We start from the raw sequence: 18,927 nt of genomic DNA on the forward strand, positions 1-18,927 counted from the left end.
TCCACCTCCAACAATGGTGAATCACGTCAGCGGCCCAAGCGCAACCGCCGATTCAGATTTCAGGCGCGATGCTCTAATCGAGAGCGACAACTCTTTCGGTGCGCAGAACACATTGAAGGCACCTTCGCCGGGAAAGACGTTCCCGGTCGCGCCGCGGAAATTCCCCGCGCTGAAATAGACGGGCGTGTGCCACCACAAACGGTAGCCGAGCCCTTGCACATGCCGGATCAGGCCGGGCGAGCGGTCGCGCTGGTCGTTTTCCAGGTACAGCATCGGCCGATGCCGGGCGATGGTCTCCCGCGCGCCGATAAGCACGTCGGTCTCCAGGCCCTCCACGTCCGCCTTGATCAGTCGGCAGCGGGGCAGGGCCAAGCCGTCGATGGTTTCCACCGCGACCTGTGTTCCCTGGGCGTGCGGCGTCGTCAGGCTGAGACCGCCGAAATTGTTCGGTTTGGCCGGGTCGAGTTCCGGAACGATGATCGTGCCGGGTGTCGCTCCCGACGCCGTGGGGCGGGCTTCGACGTTGGTCAGACCGCAGAGCAAGGCGTTGGCGCACAGCATCTGGAAGGCGATGCGTTGGGGCTCGAAGGCCACGACCCAGCCGGTGGGGCCGGCGGATTGGGCCAGCACCACGGTCAGCGAGCCGATGTTCGCCCCGGCCTCCACCACGATGTCGCCGGGGCGGACCAGGAAACGCAGAAAGGACGCCTCGGCCTCCGAATACTCGCCGTACAGGTCGAGCGATCGGCCGACATAGACGTCGTTCGGATTCTACATCAGGCGCCCGTGCCGGCAGTCCCGGACGCGGGCGCAGCCGGCGGGAAGATCGATCGAGTCTTCGGTCATGTGCGGGTGCCCTTGCGACGGGAAAAGTTGCCGGAACTATCCCCGGACAACCACTCCCGCACAAGGGCATGCCATGGATGACGCTGTCACGGTTCCGGAGGACACACGGCTCCGGCCCGTTCGGTGCCGTGTCTCAGGCGGTGGTCGGGTTGGGCATGCCGGGCATCGGTTCGTCGGCCGGCGGCGGCATCTCCGGCGGCACGTCCGGGTTGGCCGGAATCGGGTAGGGATCGGGCGTCGCCGGCCGGACCGGTTCCGGGGCGCCGGGGTTGGCCGGGGCGGGAATTTCGCCGGGATTGTCGGGCTTCTGCGGTGCGGGCATGCGGTGCCTCCTTGTTGGTTTGGCGATTGACGTTTATTCGGCGGCGCGTTCGACCGCGCGCCCACCCGCCTTGATGTCCTGCCCGGCGCCCTCGACGGTGTTGCAGCCCGAGAGCAGGGCGGCGAAGGCCACAGCGAAGGTGACCAGCGTCGTTTCACGCAGGGGAAACCGGATCGCACGAGTCGTTGCACGGGTCATCGTCGTCTCCTTCACCGGGGGAATGGGGCAGGCGGGGTCTTCACCTTTTTCAACGCAGGCCGAACCAGCTTGGTTCCACCGCGTCATGCGTGGCGCGCAACCGTCCTTCCGGTCGGCACCAAAGGCTTGACGTGGTACGCCCGGCGGTCAAGATGACCGGCTTTTGGACAGTCTGCCCGCTTTTCGACCATCCAGCCCCTCGACAGTCCCCAACCAACTCCTGTGTGTGATCCGTCATGACCTCCGCCGCCCTCTCCGATTCCGACCGTCTGCGCGCCCATGTCGGCGAACTGCTGCGGCTGGCGGCGCCGGTCATCGTGTCGCGCGCCGGGCTGATGGTGATGATGGCGGTCGACACCGCCATCGTCGGCCGCTACGCCGCGCAGGAACTGGCCTATTACGGGCTGGCCCATCTGCCGGCCAACATCATGGTCGGCACCGGAGTCGGCCTGCTGATGGGCACGGTGATGATCACCGCCCACGCGCTGGGCTCCGGAAACGAGGCGGAGTGCGGGCGGTCCTGGCGCCGCTCGATCCCCTACGCGCTGCTGCTGGGCGTGCTGTTCGCGCTGATCTCTCTCCTTGGCGCTCCGCTGTTCCGGCTGGGCGGGCAGAGCGACGACCTGGCCCGGGGCGGCGCCGCGGTGCTGGCCGTGCTGGGGCTGGGGTCGCCCGGTATGATGCTCTACATCACCACCGGCTTCTTCCTGGAAGGCATCAAGCGCCCGATGCCCGGCATGATCGCGATGGTCATCGGCAACCTCGTCAACGGGCTGCTGGCCTGGGCTCTGGTCTGGGGGCATCTGGGATTCCCCGCGATGGGCGCGGTCGGCTCGGCCTGGGCGACCACGGCGGTGCGCTGGGCGATGGGGCTGGGGCTGGTCGCCTATGTCTGGTGGATGCATGACCACGCCCGCTGGCACGTCCGCGTGCCGGTGCGCGACTGGTGGGCGGGCGCCGGGAAGCAGCGCCATCTCGGCTACGCCGCCGGGCTCAGCATCGGGCTGGAGAGCGGCGCCTTCGCCGCGCTCGGGCTGTTCGCCGGCATGATCTCGCCGTTGGCGCTGGCCGCCTACACGGTCGGGCTCAACCTGATCGCGCTGCCCTTCATGGCGGCGGTGGGCTTGGCCTCGGCGACGGCGGTGCGGGTCGGAGTCGCCTTCGGCCAGGGTGACCGCCGCGACATGGCGATGGCCGGCTGGACCGGCCTGGGGGTGACCAGCGCCATCCTCGCCGTGGTCGGGGTGCTGTATTACACGCTGCCCGAAGCGATCGGCGCCATCTACACCACCGACGACGCGCTGCTGGCCAGCGTCGCGCCGCTGATCGCGTTCGGCGCCTGGATCCTGATCGCCGACGGCGGCCAGACGGTGATGGCCAACGCCTTGCGCGGCCGTCACGACGCCTGGGTGCCGACGGCGCTGCATTTCGTGTCCTACGCCGTGGTGATGATTCCGGTCTCCGCCCTGCTCGTCTTCGGCCTCGACCGGGGGGCGAAGGGGCTTTTCGAGGGAATTCTCATCGCCAGCGTGGTGTCCGTGACCATCCTGTCGCTGCGTTTCGCGCATTTGAGTCGCCGCTGAGCGACCGGAAACGGCCCCAGCGGTTGTGTGCATTTGCGAAAGCTGGTATATTTCCAGGCGTTAATCGTCGGCCCGCAGGGCCACCGCAACAGCCGGCCCGCAGGGCCAGCGCGCCCGCCCGACGCGGACGCGCCGACCGCAGAATTGAGTGTCCTGCTTGAGCACCACCCCCCTTCCTCCCGCCTCCGACATCGCGCCGATCAACATCGAAGACGAGATGCGGAAATCGTATCTCGACTACGCGATGAGCGTGATCGTGAGCCGCGCGCTGCCCGACGTCCGCGACGGGCTGAAGCCGGTGCACCGGCGCATCCTCTACGCGATGAAGGAGGGCGGGTACGACTCGACCAAGCCCTACAAGAAGTCGGCGCGCATCGTCGGCGACGTGATGGGTAAATACCACCCGCACGGTGACAGCGCGATCTACGACGCCATGGTCCGCATGGCGCAGGACTTCTCGATGCGGCTGCCCCTGATCGACGGGCAGGGCAACTTCGGCTCGATGGACGGCGACCCGGCGGCGGCCATGCGCTACACCGAGGCGCGTCTCGCCAAGTCGGCCGAGGCGCTGCTCGACGACATCGACAAGGACACCATCGACTTCCAGGCGAGCTACGACGATTCGGGCCGCGAGCCCACCGTCGTCCCGGCGCGCTTCCCGAACCTGCTGGTGAACGGCGCCGGCGGCATCGCCGTCGGCATGGCGACCAACATCCCGCCGCACAATCTGGGCGAGGTGATCGACGCCTGCTGCGCCAGCATCGACAACCCCGACATCACCCTCGACGAGCTGATGGAGTTCGTGCCCGGTCCCGATTTCCCCACGGGCGGGCTGATCCTGGGCCGTTCGGGCAGCCGCTCGGGCCTCCAGATCGGGCGCGGCTCGGTGATCCTGCGGGCGAAGACCGAGATCGAGGAGATCCGCAAGGACCGCTTCGCCATCGTCGCCACCGAGATCCCCTATCAGGTCAACAAGTCCAAGCTGATGGAGCGCATCGGCGAGGTGGTCAACGACAAGACCATCGAGGGCATCGCCGACCTGCGCGACGAATCCGACCGCGACGGCGTGCGCGTGGTGGTGGAGCTCAAGCGCGACGCGGTGCCCGAGGTGGTGCTGGCCCAGTTGTTCCGCCACACCCAGCTCCAGACCAGCTTCGGCGTCAACATGCTGGCGTTGAACGGCGGCCGTCCGCAGTTGATGAACCTGCAGGACATCATCCGCGCCTTCCTGCGCTTCCGCGAGCAGGTCATCACCCGGCGGACCGAGTTCCTGCTGGGCAAGGCGCGCGAGCGGGCCCACACCTTGGTCGGCCTCGCGGTGGCGGTCGCCAACCTCGACGCGATGATCCAGTTGATCCGCAGCGCCCCCGACCCCGTCTGGGCGCGCGAGACGATGATGGAGCGCGAGTGGCCGGTCCACGACGTCGGTCCGCTGATCGAGCTGATCGACGAGCCGGGCCGCGGCGTCAGCGAGCAGGGCACCTACCGCCTGTCCGACCAGCAGGCCCGCGCCATTCTCGATCTGCGCCTGCACCGCTTGACCGGGCTGGAGCGCGACCGGATCGGCGCCGAGCTGACCGACGTGACCGACCAGATCGCCGATTTCCTGGAGACCCTGGCGAACCGGCCGAAATTGCTGGGAATCCTGCGCGACGAACTCGTCGAGATGAAGGAGCGCTTCGGCAACCCGCGCCGCACCGAGATCCAGGAGCTGGAGTTCGAGTCCGACATCGAGGACCTGATCCAGCGCGAGGACATGGTCGTCACCGTCAGCCAGTCCGGCTACGTGAAGCGGGTGCCGCTCTCGACCTATCGGGCGCAACGCCGCGGCGGCAAGGGCCGCTCGGGCATGTCGATGAAGGCGGAGGACGCGGTCAGCGACCTGTTCGTCGCCAACACCCACACGCCGCTGCTGCTCTTCTCGAACCGGGGCATGGTCTATAAGCTGAAGGTCTACCGCCTGCCGCTGGGGAACCCGCAGGCGCGCGGAAAGGCTTTCGTGAACCTGCTGCCGCTGATCGACGGCGAGACCATCACCACCGTGCTGCCGCTGCCCGAGGACGAGGCCGCCTGGGCCGATCTGCACGTCGTCTTCGCGACCTCGAAGGGCAACGTGCGGCGCAACCGCATGTCGGACTTCGCCAACATCCGCTCCAACGGCCTGATCGCCATGAAGCTGGAGGAGGAGGGCGAGCGCCTGATCGCGGTGCGCACCTGCTCCGAGACCGACGACGTGCTGCTGGCGACCAGCGGCGGCAAGTGCATCCGCTTCCAGGTCGACGACGTGCGCGTCTTCGCCGGCCGCACCTCGACCGGCGTGCGCGGCATCAAGCTGGCCGACGGGGACGAGGTCGTGTCGATGTCGATGCTCGACCACGTCGAGGCGTCGGCGGAGGAGCGCGCCGCCTTCTTCAAGATGCGCCGCGAGGAAGGCGTCGAGATGGAGGGCGAGGCCGCCCCCGAGGCCGACGAGGTTCCGACCGACGCGGTGACCCTGTCGCCCGAGCGCTATGAGGAGTTGAAGCGGCGCGAGCAGTACATCCTGACGGTTTCCGACAAGGGTTACGGCAAGCGCTCCTCCTCTTATGAATACCGGGTGGCGGGCCGTGGCGGCCAGGGCATCTGGAACATGGAGATGGGCGAGCGCAACGGCTCCATCGTCGCCACCTTCCCGGTGGAGGCGAGCCATCAGGTGATGATGGTGACCAACGGCGGTCAGGTCATCCGCATGCCGCTGCACGATGTGCGGGCGGCGGGCCGGAAAACGCTGGGCGTCACGCTGTTCCGCGTGGGAGCGGACGAGCGCGTGGTGTCGGTCGCCTCCATCGCCGAGGACGAGGCCGAGGCCGGCCCGGAGGCCGGTCAAGCCAACGAATCCGAACTTCCTTTGGATGACCAAGCCGACAGCGCCGGCACCCCCGGCGGGTCGAACGAGTAACGGCAGGGCGGAGAAGGGAACTCCCATGAGCGTGTCCGAGACCAGCGCCAGCAAGCGTCGGATCGGTGTCTATCCCGGCACCTTCGACCCGATCACCAACGGTCATCTGGACATCATCCAGCGCGCCTCCCGTCAGGTGGACCACCTCATCGTCGGCGTTGCCCGCAACGCCGGCAAGGGACCGCTCTACTCGACCGACGAGCGGGTCGCGATGGTGCGGGAGGATGTGGCGGCGTTGAACACCAACGGCACCAGCATCGAGGTCCGCGCCTTCGACACGCTGCTGATGCATTTCGCCGTCGAGATGAACGCCGGCGTCATCATCCGCGGCCTGCGCGCCGTCTCGGATTTCGAATACGAATTCCAGATGGCGGGGATGAACGCGCGGCTGAACCCGAAGGTCGAGACAATCTTCCTGATGTCATCGGAGAAGCACCAGTTCATCTCCTCCCGCTTTGTGAAGGAGATCGGGCGTCTGGGTGGCGACATCCGCCACTTCGTCTCGCCGCGCGTGGCGGAACGTTTGGCGGAACGCTTTGCGCAGGAAGCCCGCGGGCCGAGCGATTCAACCTCGGTGCAGACCCTGTCGTAAACGGGCGATCGGCGTTCATGGGGAGTTCCATGGGCTTGGCGACGTTTTCTTGAGCGTCCTCGAAGCCCATGGTTGACCTTCGCGGCGCGTCTCCCTATGGTGCGCCCACCCGAGCGGGAGGCTGGTTTCTCTCCCTCGCACGAGTTGCGATCCGGTAGCTCAGTTGGTAGAGCACGTGACTTTTAATCATGTGGCCGTGGGTTCGAATCCCACCCGGATCACCATTATTTCAAAGACTTAGCACTTGTTTTGGCGGGGGTGTCAAACTCCCGCCAATTCGCGTGTCAAACTGCCTGTTCCTCGGGCGTGCCTTTTTCCTGCTCCCGCCAATAGGCTTCGACCTTCAAAATCGCGTTCCGCGCCTGCTCGCTGTCCGGCCGCCAGTAGTGCTTCAGGATGTGGTGGACGCTGACCAGCGTGTGACCGGTGATGCTGGCGATTTCCGGGATCGTACAGCCGGCCGAGGCCAAGCGGCACACGCAGGTCGCGCGCAACGACCGGAATTCCAGATCCGGCAGTTCCGCCGCGATGGCGATCTCGCGGAAGGCCCGGCTGAAGGCTTGCTGCCGCCATTGCGTTCGAGTCGTCTCGCTGACCACCAGCAGGATGTTCTCCACCGGCAGCAATGCCAGCCGGTCCAGCAACCGCTGCGTCGCCGGGATCGTCACATAGGCCCCGGTCTTGTTCTGGTCGCGGCGCAGCACCTTCCCATCCCAATCCCGTCCACGCCGCATGTCGAGGATGTCGCTCAAGCGCTGCCCGGTCTCCGCCGCCAGCCGGATGGCGGTGCCGATGCTCGCCCGCTTCCTCTCATCGGCCTTGGCGACCATCGCCACGACTTCCGCCTCGGTCCAGATGTGAACGTCCGGAGTCGGCGCCTCCAGCCCCAGATCCTTCCAGACATTCGTGGTGACGACGCCGCGCCGCCGACCGAAATTCCAGAGGATCGAGCCGAACGCTGCCGCGCGCATCCGGTAGGTTGGGCGGTCGTCGAACTGCGCCAGGAACTTCAGCGCCGACGGCACGGTCATCTGCCCGACCTGCGGGTGATTCTTCTCCTTGGACCAGGCGATCATCATCCGGGCGAGAAGGTCGTACTGGTAGCGGGTCTGCTTGGCCTTCCGACGGTATTTGTCGGAGTGCTGGTACTCGGAAATCAGCCAGGGCAGGGTCCCCTCGATCGGGCCGGCGGCGAGCTGGGCCCGCGCCCGGTCCAACATCGCGTTCAACTCGCGCCCGCGAACCACCGCGGCGCTGGGATCCTCGATGGCGACGCCGCGTTCGTTCTTCAGCCGCATGGCGCCGGATGGCCAGCCTTCCGGCTGAAGGCGTTTGGGCACCTGGAAATAGAAGGCCCACCGGTCGTTCCGCCACTTGGCGATGACGTACCGGGGGAGTTCGACCGCGATCTTTCCCACCGCTACGCCCACGGATCCGCCGCCGGCCCGTTGGCCAGAGCGTGCGACGGTGCCACGATCCCGCTGCTTCTGTCCTGCACCATGTCGATCAAGGCGCGATCCCAGGTGATGCGCGAACCCCGGCGTTCCGGACGCGGCCACCGGCCTTCCCCCACTTCCTTGTCGAACTGCGTCGTCGAAACGCCGACGTAGCGCGCGGCCTGCGCCCGGCTGAGCATGCGCGGCCAGTTCGGAAGACCTTCGAGGTCAGAGACTTTCGCGGCCAAGTCGGCTCTCCTCGAACACGCGTTTCATGAGGGCGCCCCTGTCGCCGGGTCGGCGAGGGGGATGACTGGCAGATCGCGGACCTTTTCCCCGCGCCTCGCCAACAGCACGGCGACCATGGCCGGCATCGCGACCGCCAGAATGGGAAAGGGCCCCCGGTGCAGCGTCGCCGGAACATTGACGCCGTAGACTCCGGGTCCCGCCAACGGCGAGGCCTGCGGCACCTCCCCGACGGCCAACAGCACCATCCATTGGTCGCGCCGGAGTTGGAACCGCCGCACGTCGCCCGGCCGGTCGAAGCGGACGGCATGGCACTCCCGCCAGTCGATCTCCCTCATGACAGACCCATCCGCGCCAGCTCCGCGCATTCCCGGTACATCCGGCCCGCGTCCAACAAGCGCTGTCGCAGCTTGGGCAACGCCGTTTGCGCGGCCTTCTGTTCAGCGGACCGGGCTTCCTCCAGGTTCCATTGGACGAGGCGGGCGACGACGCCGGCCTGCTCATCCCCGTCCATGTCAGTTCCCCAGCGTACTGGCGGTGAAGCCGCGCCCGTGCGCCCTCGGCGCCTGACCGAGGAATCCCAGCACTGCGTCGGGCGCCGTGTAGGTTTGCAGGAACAGCCGGATCATCGCCGTCAGTGGCAGTTCGCTGGCGCAGAACCGTTCATGCACCGCGCTGATCAGCACGTCGCGGTTCGCGTAGCCCTCGCTTTCGGCGACGTGGTCGAGCAGCAGCCACGACGTCACGTCCAGCCGCATCGAGGTCCGGTGCGAGGTCCAGCGGTTGTCGACCACGACGTTGTAGGTGACCAGCGGCGTCGAGCCGTCCTTCGGCAGCGCCGGCGCCATGTGGCTCAGCGTGCGCTCCATCTTCCCCGAGAGAGCCCCGAAACTCCGGTCCATCGGCACGTTCTGCGGCCCGCCCCGGCGCTGCAACGGGACCTTGACTGCCCCCTTCATCGCTTGTCTCCCCGAAAAATTCCCGTCCTTGGGCTCTGGCGTTCGCGCCTTGCCCTGTATTAGGATGCGCGGTATACCGTTGTTCCGTCAATCCAAAAAATCACGGTATATCGTGTGATTTTGGATCGAAAGACAAGCGTGTCCGGCGCCAACCATGCACGAACTTCGTGCAACCACTGGGGAGGGGATGAGGTATGCTGCAACTTATTGTTTGCGTCCCGATGGCTCTGCCATAGGATGCGGCGGCCTTCGTCTCCCCGCCTGGGGAGCCGGAGGCAGGGAGACGCCATCTCCCCACCCATGCGGCTGCCAACCGCACCGATGAGCCGTGCTGAGCTGGGGCGCGCACCCGTGCCCAGCCTGCACACCTGTCCGCCTACCGGGGCCGGCCCCGGTAGGGTGTCGATTTATGGGGGGTTGGCGGTGCCAAATACACCGAAGAACGAACAGACGAACGCCTTATCGCACCGGCAAGCGCGCGAGGACCGCGCGGTCGAGCTGGTGACGCAGCTCTGCCGCCGCGAGGGCGCCGACAAGATTTTGCCGCTGATCGACCGCTGGATCAGGATGCGCCGGCATCTTGCGGCCCGCTGCGCCGCTCAAGAGCCCGAATCAACCCTTCGACTTCGTCGATAGTCCAGGAGCGGAAGGTGTTCCGGGTCTTCACCTGGACTTGCCAGTCCGGATCGCCGTAGGCCAGCAATTCGGCCAGCGTCAGCCCGGCGCCTTCCGCCAGCTTGGTCAGGGTGTCGATCGTGCTGTTCGCGCCCTTGAACGCATCGAGAACCGTTGTGGCCGGGATCTTCGCCAGACCGGCCCAATGGTTCTTGGAGCGCAGGCGCTCCTTGTGCGTCGCCAGAACCCGGTTGAGCGCGGCGGTGATGTCGGTCTTGGGCGGCGTATCCATGCCGGCATTATGCGAACCCCGCGAAAAAGCGCGAGAACGCTCTGCCGCTGAACTTTCTTGTCCAGAAGGCGAAAGATCCTCTTGACGTTGCCGGTATACCGTTGAATTTTGTGTGTTATGAAGCCCGTCATGCACATCGATGCCTCGATTCATCGGATCTGCGCCTTCGCCATACACAAGGGGTGGAGCGTCGTGCGATACGGCCTGGAGGCGGCTGTCCCGCCCAGCACCGCCCGTGACGTGCTGTGGCAACGAGGCAACCCGACCGCCATGACCTTGCGGGCCATGGAAGCGGTCATTCCCCCCGACTTCGCGCCCGATCCGGACGCCGCCATCGAGTTCCCGATTCGCCGGCGAGGCCGGAAGCGTGCCGGAGCATTGGCATGAAAAGGATCGAACGGCACGCCTCTGGACCCACGGTTGTTGCTTCGGGAAACATCGCTCGCTTTGCGCGATCCGGCAACAGCGAAGGTCGAACCGCCCAGCCGCCCGAATCGCCCACCGAATCCGGCGCCCGGCGCTCCCTCAACCGCTCCGCCGGGTCCCTTGTCCGTACCGGCGGAACGGCGGCGGCCGGAGTCTTCCACCGACTCCGGCCGCTTCCCCCACCGGGAGCCCGCCATGCCCCCCGCTGACCCGGCCCTCACCGCCGCCCAGCGCGCCGTGCTGACCGCATGGCCGGCGTTCGAGGCCGCGGCCTCGGTGACCTGGTGCAGCGTCGACCGTCTGGTGCGGACGCTCTGCCACCGCGACTCCCTGTCCGATCTGCCCGACGACGACGCGGCCGAGCTGCTGGCGCTGATGCAACGCGCCACCGCCCGCCTGCGCAAGCTGGAGCGCCCCAGGGCGCCCGCCGTCCGCGCCCTGCGGCCGGCATCCCCGCACCGAGGATCGGCATGATCGGGCGTCGCCCGACAGTCCGCTCATCTTCGGATCCCAGATCCATCCTGAAAAACAAAGGCTTCCGCCTCCCGGCCCGCCACCGCGCGGGCTGGGCGATGGCGCGTGGCCCGCCGCCGCGCCGCGAATCGGCCGTCCGTCGGCCGTTCCACCGACATTGAGGACCGCGCCGCTTTCGGTCGCCCCACGGCCGGAAGCGATGCGCGTCTTCGCCCCCAACATCGCGCCCCCTGGCGCCGGTGAACCCTGGAGCTTTGCCATGATGCCGCGCGCGCCGCCCTGAATCGGGACGGCCCCGCCGAGGCCGCCCCGCTAGGACTCCGATCGTCGCTGCCGACCCGGACCCGCTGTGCCAACAGCGGGAATGCGCCGATCTGTGCCCAAGAGGGTATCAGCAAACAGGAATGAAATCCGCTGTTTCTTGCAGCCACGGAATCGTGCGCCCGCATGGAACGGCCTTGCCGCCGGCTGGCCCGACCGCCGCCGGGGATAGGACAGGTGTGCGCCATGAGCACCGCAAGACCGCAGCCCGACACGCGCGACTCCGCGCGACGGCCCCGCGCGACCATCGCCCGAATCGGCCGACCGCTGGTGGGGGAGGGCGCGCCATGAGATGGGTTCGCCTCTATAACGAGACCGCCATGGACCCGAAATGGCGGCTGGTCGCCGCCGACAGCGGCCAGCCGGTGTTCGCCGTGCTTGCGGTCTGGGCCGCCATGCTGTGCCACGCCTCGGGCATCGAGCCGCGCGGCACGCTGCTGGGGTGGAGCGACCGCCTGATCGGCGCGGCGCTCGATCTGCCGGCGGCGGCCGTCGCGGCGATCCGCGCCGCGATGCAGGGCGTCACGCTGGACGGCGACCGCCTCAGCGCCTGGGACAAGCGCCAGTTCAAGAGCGACCACAGCGGGGCCGAGCGGATGCGCGACCACCGCGCCCGCAAGATCGCCGCCGGGGAATCGGGGGAGGCCGCGCCGCCGGCCGTGACGTCACGCCCTCTGCGCGCGACAGACTCCAGACTCCAGATTACAGAAAGACAAGAATCCCCCCAAAGCCCCCCGCCGCCGGACGATCCGCCGCCCGACCGGCCGTCGCTGGCGGCGGATTTCGCCGAGTGGTACGGCCACTACCCGCACCGGATCGGCCGCCCCGCCGCCGAGCGGGCCTACCGCGCCGCCCGAAAGCGCGGAGCGACGCGGGAGGATCTGCTGGCCGGGGCGATCCGCTACCGCGAGCGGCTGGCCCATCCGGAGGCGCCCCGGCCCTGCAACCCGGCGACCTGGCTGGCGCAGGAGCGCTGGACGGATGAGCCCATGCCGCCGGTTCCCGATTCGCGGATCAAGGCCTGCGGCCGCTCACCGGAACCGGCGACGATGGGCGCGCACCCCCCGTCGAGGGCGGCCATCGAGGCCATCCTCGCGGAGCGCTGCCCCCGCCTGCACCCGATGCGAATCCGCGACTTTGCCCAGCAACTCGACCAATGGTTCAGCCGGGGCCGCCTGGGCTGGAACAGCTTCTGGGGCGATCCGCCCGACAGCCCGGACTGCGAGATTCCGTCCGCCGCCATCGTCGCCGTCCGCTCCCAGCTCGGCGCCAGCGTCGAGGGGAGGGCGTGAGCCATGCCCGTCCAGCCCGGCACCCTGTTGCGCCGCCGGCCCTACCGGCAGCTTCGCCTGGATCTGGGCGATCCGCCCCGCACCGCGCGCCACCGTCCGGCGCAGCCCCAGCGCGAGGCCGACGCTCTCTATCGCGCCGTTCAGATCTTGCGCGCCGCCGGCCATCGGGTCTATGGCTGCGGCGCGCTGCACCAGGTGGACGAGCGCCTGTTGACCACGGCGGACCTGATCCGCCTGCGCCACGCCGATCCGCGTTGCGGGCGGTTCGAGGGGAAGCGGTTATGGGCGCGCCGAGGCTGATCGTCGCGTCACGCCGCGCGTGGGGCAACGCTGCGCTGGATTTCCTCGCCATGGTCGGCGGCGGTGACGGACAGGTCATGCGCCATCTGAAGGTTCAGCCAGAACTTCGGCGTGGTGCCGAAATAGCGCGCCAACCGCAAGGCGGTGTCGGCGGTGATTCCGCGCCGTTCATTGACGATTTCCCCGATGCGGGTCGCCGGTACGCGCAGAGCCAAGGCCAGCGCATGGGCCGAGAGATCGAGCGGGACGAGGAACTCTTCGCGCAGAACCTCGCCGGGGTGGGTCTTGATCCGCATGGCGCCCTCCTTGGCGTCGGCCGGTCAGTGGTAATCGACGATTTCGACCTCGTGCGCGCCGCCGTTGCGCCAGAAGAAGACGATGCGCCGTTGGTCGTTGATCCGAATGCTGCGGTGTTCTGCGTTGACGCATATCACTGTATGCAATCTTTAAAATTATCTCTTTTTGGCATCCACATCTTGCTGACTTTGGCAGTTTTTGCTATTACGCTAAATTAAGCTATGTTGGAGTGCTCCGCTATGACTTTAGAAGTTGGGAAAGAAGCGTACCATAAGACTGACCCTAAGCAGCCTATGATAATAGACTCTATTGATGGGGATCAGGCTACTTGTTCATGGATGAAGAATGGGAAAAAGCATACTGAAACATTCAGCATTCATTCTCTTGTTCCTCCCGTGCGTCTTTCTGAAGAAGACAGGAGAAAGATAATCTATCATCAGCTGTGAATTTGTGATTGCTCACCGGTCTGGCGGCTGATGAGCGGTCAGGCGACGGCGAAAGTTCTGCCGATGAGGGCCTGGATAGCGGCCCAGGTGGACTGACCCTGCCGGCGTGCGGTTCTGGTAACGGAGCGACAGGCGGCGTGGATGCTTGGCCCTATAGCGCCGACCGCACTGCTGGCAGCGATGTCAGGCGACATCCCAATTTGCCCCCTGGCGACACGAGCGCTGCCCCCTCTGCCAGCGTTACCGCAGCGTGGGCTTCAGGTTGTCCCGGTGGGTCCATAGGCTTGATCCGACGGGCAATTTCCACTCCGAGAATGATCAAGCCTGTGGGCCCACCGGGGCAGCCAGGGGCAGCCTTCGTGTCGCCAAGGGGGGCAGAGTTCCAGGTGTCGCCTGACAGCCAGCAACTCCCTCTGGATTTGGGCGATTGGGCCCGCACTGCGCGTCATCGGCCGGTGCAGCCTCAGCGCGAGGTCGCCCCCTCTACCGCGCCGTCCAGGCACTGCATGCTGCCGGCCACCGCGTCTATTACTGCGGTACGCCCCACCGGGTGGATGAGCGTCTGCTGACCAAGGTAAATTTTTATTCCGTTTCGCTGCGCCGGGGTTGGGTTCGGAAACTATTTTCCATCCAGGCCATTCCCCTCATTTTTCTATGGATTCTTCTTTTGTAATTGCCAGGACGACGCTGGTTTCGCATGCTTCGCTGGCGTAGGGGTGAACTTGAACAGGTTAGGCTCGTGCTGCTTGGGGGAACGTTAAGCTATAGGAACCAAACTTCATGAGTATACAGTTCTAAGTGAACGCCTCAATCTTCTCACGGGTGATGCGGGGCGTAAGTCTGTAATCAAGTAAATCAACGATAAATGAAAGATAAAAGGTTGCTGTGCTAAAAAAACTTGAAATAAATGGCTTCAAAACCATACGGCAAGCTGAACTGGAGTTTGGCCGAGTTAATATATTTATTGGTGGGAACGGCTCTGGAAAATCAAATATTCTAGAGGCGATGGGGGTTTTAAGCGCAGCCCTTAAGGATATAAGTGTACTGGAATTGCAAAAGCGTGGGGTTCGTCTTTCTGTACCAACTTTATTTAAGTCTGCGTTCAAAAATACCCATTTGAAGTCAAACTTTAGCTTTAAGGCGGAGTTTGAGAATGATGTCCATTATGATGTTTCAATTAAAGCGGGACTGCATTCTGACAGTCTTCGCTTCTTTACTGAGCACATTCATCATGCAGGCACTACCTATATGGGGCGTGGCCCTGCTGGGGTGAGAATTCTTGGCGTAAGCGCAGCTAAAAAGGATATGGATCCTACCAGAGGACTTTGGGATAGATTTCGCGAGACTATCGATATTCCTGAGAGCCTTGAGGCGGAGCTTAATCGTATGGCCACATTTGCCATCTATGCTCCACAGACGGCTTTCTTGCGAGGTACAGATATTGAATCTGTGCCTATAAAGCCTATTGGGCTACAAGGTGGAGGTCTACCTCAAGCTGCCTTGAACATTATACATCATCGCAATCAGCTTTTTCTAGCGAAGAAGCTAAAAAGATATGAATTAATTAATAATGTTCTTGAGCTACCAAAAGCTCCGGGATGGACTGATCGGTTTGCAGTTTCTCGTTTCAATGCCCAACAAGTGCCTAGCCAAGTTCGTACTGGCGATAGCACTTTATATTTCATCGATAAATTCATGAGATTGAAAAGAAATAGGCTATCGGCATATGATAGCAGCGAGGGGACTCTGTATCTTCTATTCATTGCTCTTCTCTTAATTCATCCCGAGTCTCCGAAGATATTTGCCCTTGATAATGTGGACAACGCCTTGAATCCTGCCATGACTACGGGAATGTTGGAGACCCTGATTAGGGTGATTTGCAATCAAGATTTCCGTAACGAAAATATTGGACCTGACCAAGTTTTTCTGACTAGCCACAATCCAACAGCGCTTGATGCTTTTGACATCTTTGACCCGGATCAGAGAATATTTGTTGTGTTCAGAGATAAAAACACTGGAGAAACAAACATAAAGCCATTGAAGCCAAAAAAAGGCATGACAAGAGCAGATTGGATAAAGCAGAAATCAGGGAAATTGATGTCTGAGTTGTGGATTGAAGGCAAAATTACGGGTGCATTAGGGCTATGAGCGAATTACGCATTGGCTTAGTGGCCGAAGGAATAACTGATTTGATAATAATACAGGAATTTATTTCCTCGTATTGTAAGGAAAATGCCACTGATGTTGTTTTGTCTTTCGAAAACCTTCAGCCAAGATTTGACAGGACTTCAGGTGGAAATAACGGTGGTTGGGAGTTGGTGTATAAATGGTGTTTAAACAACCCTCCCGGTGTTAGGGACGGGCAATTTTTTGGGGGAGGATTGTTTGATGAAGGGATGAGCGGATTAACGTGTGATGTAATTGTTGTTCATTTGGATGCTGATATTTGCGAGAGAATTGGAGATAAGTCTACAATCGTTCCCGTTCCTGTTACCGCCTCTGACTCGCGGGAGCGAGGGCTATATATATATTCGACTATAGAAGAATGGCTTTGGCCAGTCGGATCAGTGTCTGACAATAGGCATTTCCCTGCGCCTGCTGTCGAGTCTACTGAAGCTTGGCTTGTCGCAGCGCTTTCAGAGGATTTATCTCCAGAAGAAGATAGGAACATATTAAGGAGGCTTCTTGAAGTGGATGCTGAATTAAGGGGCGTTCAGCCTCCAGCGAATGGGAAAAGTCTCAAGAAGTCTGAGAAAAAATACAAGAAATTCGTTCAAATTGCATCTCCTCATATTGGGAAGGTAGTTGAGAAATGCCCTCATTTTGAAGAATTAGTTTCATCAATATTCAATTAGTTACATAAGATCTAATTGATTTTGCACAATTATTGCGCGGTAAATGTTCTTGACGCCCCACCCCCAACGGAGCGACCATTCCTCCCGGAGCCTCAGAACCTCCTCAATGGCGGCAGGCCGCCCGCGCGTTTTTCGCGATGCGGCCCTTTTCATGCCCGGACTCTGTCCGTAGCATGCCCCTTTGCCGGGGGTCGGATAATACAACACCCGCAAGGGGAATAGTCCGGCCTGACCATTGCAGGTTCTGAGCCCCCGGCGCCAGGGCGGTCCTCAGAAGCCTTCCTGTTGCCGGCAATGCCGCAATGGAGGGCTTCGCCATGGACACCATGGGCGACAACGGGCAAGTCATGCCCACGTTATCTCTGGCTGATATCGACACCACCAAAAACGGTGAGCCGCGCATCCTCGACCTGCGCCTTGCCGAGGTTCTGGGCTTCGCCCAAGTTCGCGATATCCGCAAGCTCATCGAGCGCCACCGCGAGGTGCTGGAACGGCTGGGGGAGGTTTGCGCCACGGTGGCGCAAACCTCCCGGAAGGGCGGCCGGCCCGCCACCGAGTTCTGGCTGACGAAGAAGCAGGCCGTCTATCTCTGCACCAAGGCCGAGACCGAACGCGCCATCACCGTCACCATCCAGATCGTCGAGCTGTTCGACGCGGTGACCGGCTCCGGCGCGCATCCCGCCCTGGCGCCGGTCCTCACGCGGGCCGACCTCGATGCCATCGACCGTCAGGCCCGCCGGATCGGGCTGGAGGAGGAGGGCAGGGCCCGCGCCGCGCTGACCGGCCAAGCCCTCGACCGCCTGCGCCGTGGCGAGCGGATCGACATCGACACCCTGACCGCCGGCCGCCCCTCCGCGCCTGCCGCCCTGCCGCCACCCCCGTCCCACGCCCGCGAGGAGCGCATCGACCGCGCCGTCGCCCTCCTGCGCGCCCTGCCGCCCGAACTGCGCCAGGAGGGCTTTCGCCTGATGCACGCCATCAAGTCCCACAGCGAGGCCCTGAAGGAGTGATTGCTCACCCGGGTGGCGGCAGCTGAGCCGTTAAGCGACGACGAAAGTGCCGTCGATCAGGTGGCGGATGGCGGTCCAGGCGGACTGGCCTTGGCGGCGCGCGGTTCCGGTGACGGAGCGATAGCTGGCGTGAATACCCGGCCCCCAGTCGGAGCGGAAGCCGTTGGTGACCTTGCGGAAGATCACGGACGGGCGGATTTCCTGCTCACTGCCGTTGTTGGTGGGCGGCACGCGGCGGTCGCTGAGGAAGACGAAGAACTTGCCGCGCCACGCCTTGACCTGGCGCTGCAACTCGCGTCCGGCCGGATGGGCGGCGGGCACCCCAAGCAGGGCATCGAGGCGGCGCTCGGCCTTGGCGGCGTAGGCAGCCAGCGTGCTGTCCCTCAGGCCCGGTCTTCGCTTGCCGACGCGGATCGCCCAACGCAGGTGATCGCGGATCTTCGGCGCCACCACGCTGTCGCCGCAGTCGATGGCGTATTGCACGTCCCTCAAGACGTGCGCCAAACACACTTGGTGGACCCGCCCAAGTTCCTGCTGGCCGGCGTAGCGGTCGGAGATCCAGACCTCGGGCTGGTGGTCGCCCAAGACTGCGGCGGCGACCGCCCGTCCCCGGCTCGGCGCGATGGTGTGCAGCACAGCATCGTCGGACTGGAACACCCACTGCCAATGGGTCACGCCGTTGACCCGTGTCGTCGTCTCGTCCGAGGCGATGACGGGGGCCGTCAGGAGCTTGGCTTTGATCGCCGCGCAGGCGGTGTCGAACGCAGAGCCCATGCGGCGGAAGGCATTGGCGATGGCGCCTTCGGAGATGGTCAGCCCGAACACCTCCTTCAGCAGGCGTGACAGCCGCTCGAAGCCGACATGATGGCTGTGATGCAGGTAGGCCAGCAGCGAGCGGATCCCCGGACCGAACGGCGTTCCCGGCGGCATGGCGGCGGGCGGCTCGGCCCGGTAGCGCCGACCGCACTGCCCACAGCGACCGCCGAACAGCTCCACCCGCGTCACCACCGGGCGAACCTCCGGCAGGTCGATGTGATCGTAGCGGTGTCGACAGCGCTGTGCCGCCGGCGCCAATGCCGCTTGGCAATGCGGACAGCTATCAGCCAGGCAGCGCTCGGTGCGATCGGGATCAGGCGCCAGCGGCCGCGCGACACCGGGGCGCGATGGCCGTGGTTTGCGCCCCCGCTTCGCCTTGCGGGCCTTGCCCCCGGGGCCATCCTGGGACGGCGGGATATGCGAGTTCGCCGAGGTCTTCTTCGGCTTGCCGATCAAGGCTTCCAGTTCGGCCACCCGCGCCGCCAAGCGTTCGATCAACGCCGCCTGCTCGAGCAGCAGGGCGTCCTTCTCGGCGTCACTCAGGCGATAGCGCGGCGGAACCGTCATGGAGATGTTGACTCATATCCCGAGTCGCCGCGCAACAACCCGATTGCCAGCCACCCCCAATGCGCGGGTGGCCCGGCCAGCAGCGTGCGCTCAGCC

21 protein-coding genes and 1 tRNA gene are annotated in these 18,927 nt (G+C 64.4%); 11 read left to right on the forward strand and 11 right to left on the reverse strand.

The window, feature by feature from the left end; translation table 11 throughout:
• Positions 1-21 precede the first annotated feature (21 nt).
• From EJ913_RS29250 to EJ913_RS29260, 3 genes are all read right to left on the reverse strand, one after another.
• Positions 22-669 carry an FkbM family methyltransferase gene (locus EJ913_RS29250; RefSeq protein WP_185909999.1) on the reverse strand — a complete coding sequence of 216 codons (648 nt, stop codon included), beginning with the start codon at positions 667-669 and terminating at the stop codon, positions 22-24.
• A 310-nt stretch (positions 670-979) separates the two neighbouring features.
• The gene (locus EJ913_RS29255; protein WP_127004631.1) at positions 980-1,168 is read right to left on the reverse strand and encodes a hypothetical protein; all 189 of its coding nucleotides are present in this window, start codon (positions 1,166-1,168) and stop codon (positions 980-982) included.
• Between the two features lie 33 nt (positions 1,169-1,201).
• Positions 1,202-1,366, reverse strand: a complete 165-nt coding sequence (locus EJ913_RS29260) for an entericidin A/B family lipoprotein (RefSeq protein ID WP_127004633.1) — start codon at positions 1,364-1,366, stop codon at positions 1,202-1,204.
• A 236-nt stretch (positions 1,367-1,602) separates the two neighbouring features.
• Between EJ913_RS29260 and EJ913_RS29265 the strand changes: the two genes are divergently transcribed.
• From EJ913_RS29265 to EJ913_RS29280, 4 genes are all read left to right on the forward strand, one after another.
• Entirely contained in the window at positions 1,603-2,949 is a 1,347-nt protein-coding gene (locus tag EJ913_RS29265; protein ID WP_127004635.1) for an MATE family efflux transporter, read from the forward strand.
• Positions 2,950-3,106: 157 nt separating this feature from the next.
• Entirely contained in the window at positions 3,107-5,887 is a 2,781-nt protein-coding gene (gene gyrA, locus EJ913_RS29270) for a DNA gyrase subunit A (protein WP_127004637.1), read from the forward strand.
• A 25-nt stretch (positions 5,888-5,912) separates the two neighbouring features.
• Positions 5,913-6,479, forward strand: coding sequence for a pantetheine-phosphate adenylyltransferase (coaD, locus tag EJ913_RS29275; protein ID WP_127004639.1), 567 nt, complete (start codon positions 5,913-5,915; stop codon positions 6,477-6,479).
• A 148-nt stretch (positions 6,480-6,627) separates the two neighbouring features.
• A tRNA-Lys gene (locus EJ913_RS29280) sits at positions 6,628-6,703 on the forward strand.
• A gap of 60 nt (positions 6,704-6,763) precedes the next feature.
• Here EJ913_RS29280 and EJ913_RS29285 read toward each other — a convergent pair.
• The 6 genes from EJ913_RS29285 to EJ913_RS29310 form a co-directional block, all read right to left on the reverse strand.
• Entirely contained in the window at positions 6,764-7,897 is a 1,134-nt protein-coding gene (locus EJ913_RS29285) for a tyrosine-type recombinase/integrase (protein ID WP_127004641.1), read from the reverse strand.
• Positions 7,898-7,899: 2 nt separating this feature from the next.
• A complete protein-coding gene (locus EJ913_RS29290; protein ID WP_127004643.1) occupies positions 7,900-8,163 on the reverse strand; it encodes a helix-turn-helix transcriptional regulator in 264 nt (87 codons plus the stop codon).
• 24 nt (positions 8,164-8,187) lie between these two features.
• Positions 8,188-8,499, reverse strand: a complete 312-nt coding sequence (locus EJ913_RS29295) for a hypothetical protein (protein ID WP_127004645.1) — start codon at positions 8,497-8,499, stop codon at positions 8,188-8,190.
• Complete coding sequence (locus EJ913_RS29300) at positions 8,496-8,675, reverse strand: hypothetical protein (RefSeq protein ID WP_127004647.1); 180 nt, start codon at positions 8,673-8,675, stop codon at positions 8,496-8,498. The genes EJ913_RS29295 and EJ913_RS29300 overlap by 4 nt, the downstream gene beginning before the upstream one ends.
• A gap of 1 nt (position 8,676) precedes the next feature.
• Positions 8,677-9,120, reverse strand: coding sequence for a ribbon-helix-helix domain-containing protein (locus EJ913_RS29305; RefSeq protein WP_127004649.1), 444 nt, complete (start codon positions 9,118-9,120; stop codon positions 8,677-8,679).
• Between the two features lie 562 nt (positions 9,121-9,682).
• Positions 9,683-10,027, reverse strand: coding sequence for a hypothetical protein (locus tag EJ913_RS29310; RefSeq protein ID WP_127004651.1), 345 nt, complete (start codon positions 10,025-10,027; stop codon positions 9,683-9,685).
• A 129-nt stretch (positions 10,028-10,156) separates the two neighbouring features.
• Here EJ913_RS29310 and EJ913_RS29315 point away from each other — a divergent pair, with 129 nt between their 5' ends.
• The 4 genes from EJ913_RS29315 (at position 10,157) to EJ913_RS29330 (ending at position 12,840) form a co-directional block, all read left to right on the forward strand.
• A complete protein-coding gene (locus EJ913_RS29315; protein ID WP_127004653.1) occupies positions 10,157-10,414 on the forward strand; it encodes a hypothetical protein in 258 nt (85 codons plus the stop codon).
• A gap of 234 nt (positions 10,415-10,648) precedes the next feature.
• Complete coding sequence (locus EJ913_RS29320; protein WP_127004655.1) at positions 10,649-10,927, forward strand: hypothetical protein; 279 nt, start codon at positions 10,649-10,651, stop codon at positions 10,925-10,927.
• Positions 10,928-11,535: 608 nt separating this feature from the next.
• Entirely contained in the window at positions 11,536-12,540 is a 1,005-nt protein-coding gene (locus EJ913_RS31960; RefSeq protein WP_185910000.1) for a hypothetical protein, read from the forward strand.
• 3 nt (positions 12,541-12,543) lie between these two features.
• Positions 12,544-12,840, forward strand: a complete 297-nt coding sequence (locus EJ913_RS29330) for a hypothetical protein (protein ID WP_127004657.1) — start codon at positions 12,544-12,546, stop codon at positions 12,838-12,840.
• A gap of 8 nt (positions 12,841-12,848) precedes the next feature.
• Here the strand turns inward: EJ913_RS29330 and EJ913_RS29335 are convergent, their stop codons facing one another.
• Positions 12,849-13,136: a HigA family addiction module antitoxin gene (locus tag EJ913_RS29335; protein WP_127004659.1), complete on the reverse strand. Its 288-nt coding sequence runs from the start codon at positions 13,134-13,136 to the stop codon at positions 12,849-12,851.
• Positions 13,137-14,468: 1,332 nt separating this feature from the next.
• On the opposite strand from EJ913_RS29335, the gene EJ913_RS29345 reads away from it, so the two are divergent.
• The 3 genes from EJ913_RS29345 (at position 14,469) to EJ913_RS29355 (ending at position 17,448) form a co-directional block, all read left to right on the forward strand.
• A complete protein-coding gene (locus EJ913_RS29345; protein ID WP_127004661.1) occupies positions 14,469-15,731 on the forward strand; it encodes an AAA family ATPase in 1,263 nt (420 codons plus the stop codon).
• On the forward strand, positions 15,728-16,438 hold the full coding sequence (locus tag EJ913_RS29350) for a hypothetical protein (RefSeq protein WP_127004663.1): 711 nt from the start codon (positions 15,728-15,730) through the stop codon (positions 16,436-16,438). The genes EJ913_RS29345 and EJ913_RS29350 overlap by 4 nt, the downstream gene beginning before the upstream one ends.
• 317 nt (positions 16,439-16,755) lie before the next feature.
• Positions 16,756-17,448, forward strand: coding sequence for a hypothetical protein (locus tag EJ913_RS29355; protein WP_185910002.1), 693 nt, complete (start codon positions 16,756-16,758; stop codon positions 17,446-17,448).
• 30 nt (positions 17,449-17,478) lie between these two features.
• Here EJ913_RS29355 and tnpC read toward each other — a convergent pair whose 3' ends face one another.
• Positions 17,479-18,831 carry an IS66 family transposase gene (tnpC, locus tag EJ913_RS29360; protein WP_127004665.1) on the reverse strand — a complete coding sequence of 451 codons (1,353 nt, stop codon included), beginning with the start codon at positions 18,829-18,831 and terminating at the stop codon, positions 17,479-17,481.
• Between the last annotated feature and the right edge of the window lie 96 nt (positions 18,832-18,927).

The organism is Azospirillum doebereinerae, from assembly GCF_003989665.1.
GTDB lineage: Bacteria > Pseudomonadota > Alphaproteobacteria > Azospirillales > Azospirillaceae > Azospirillum > Azospirillum doebereinerae.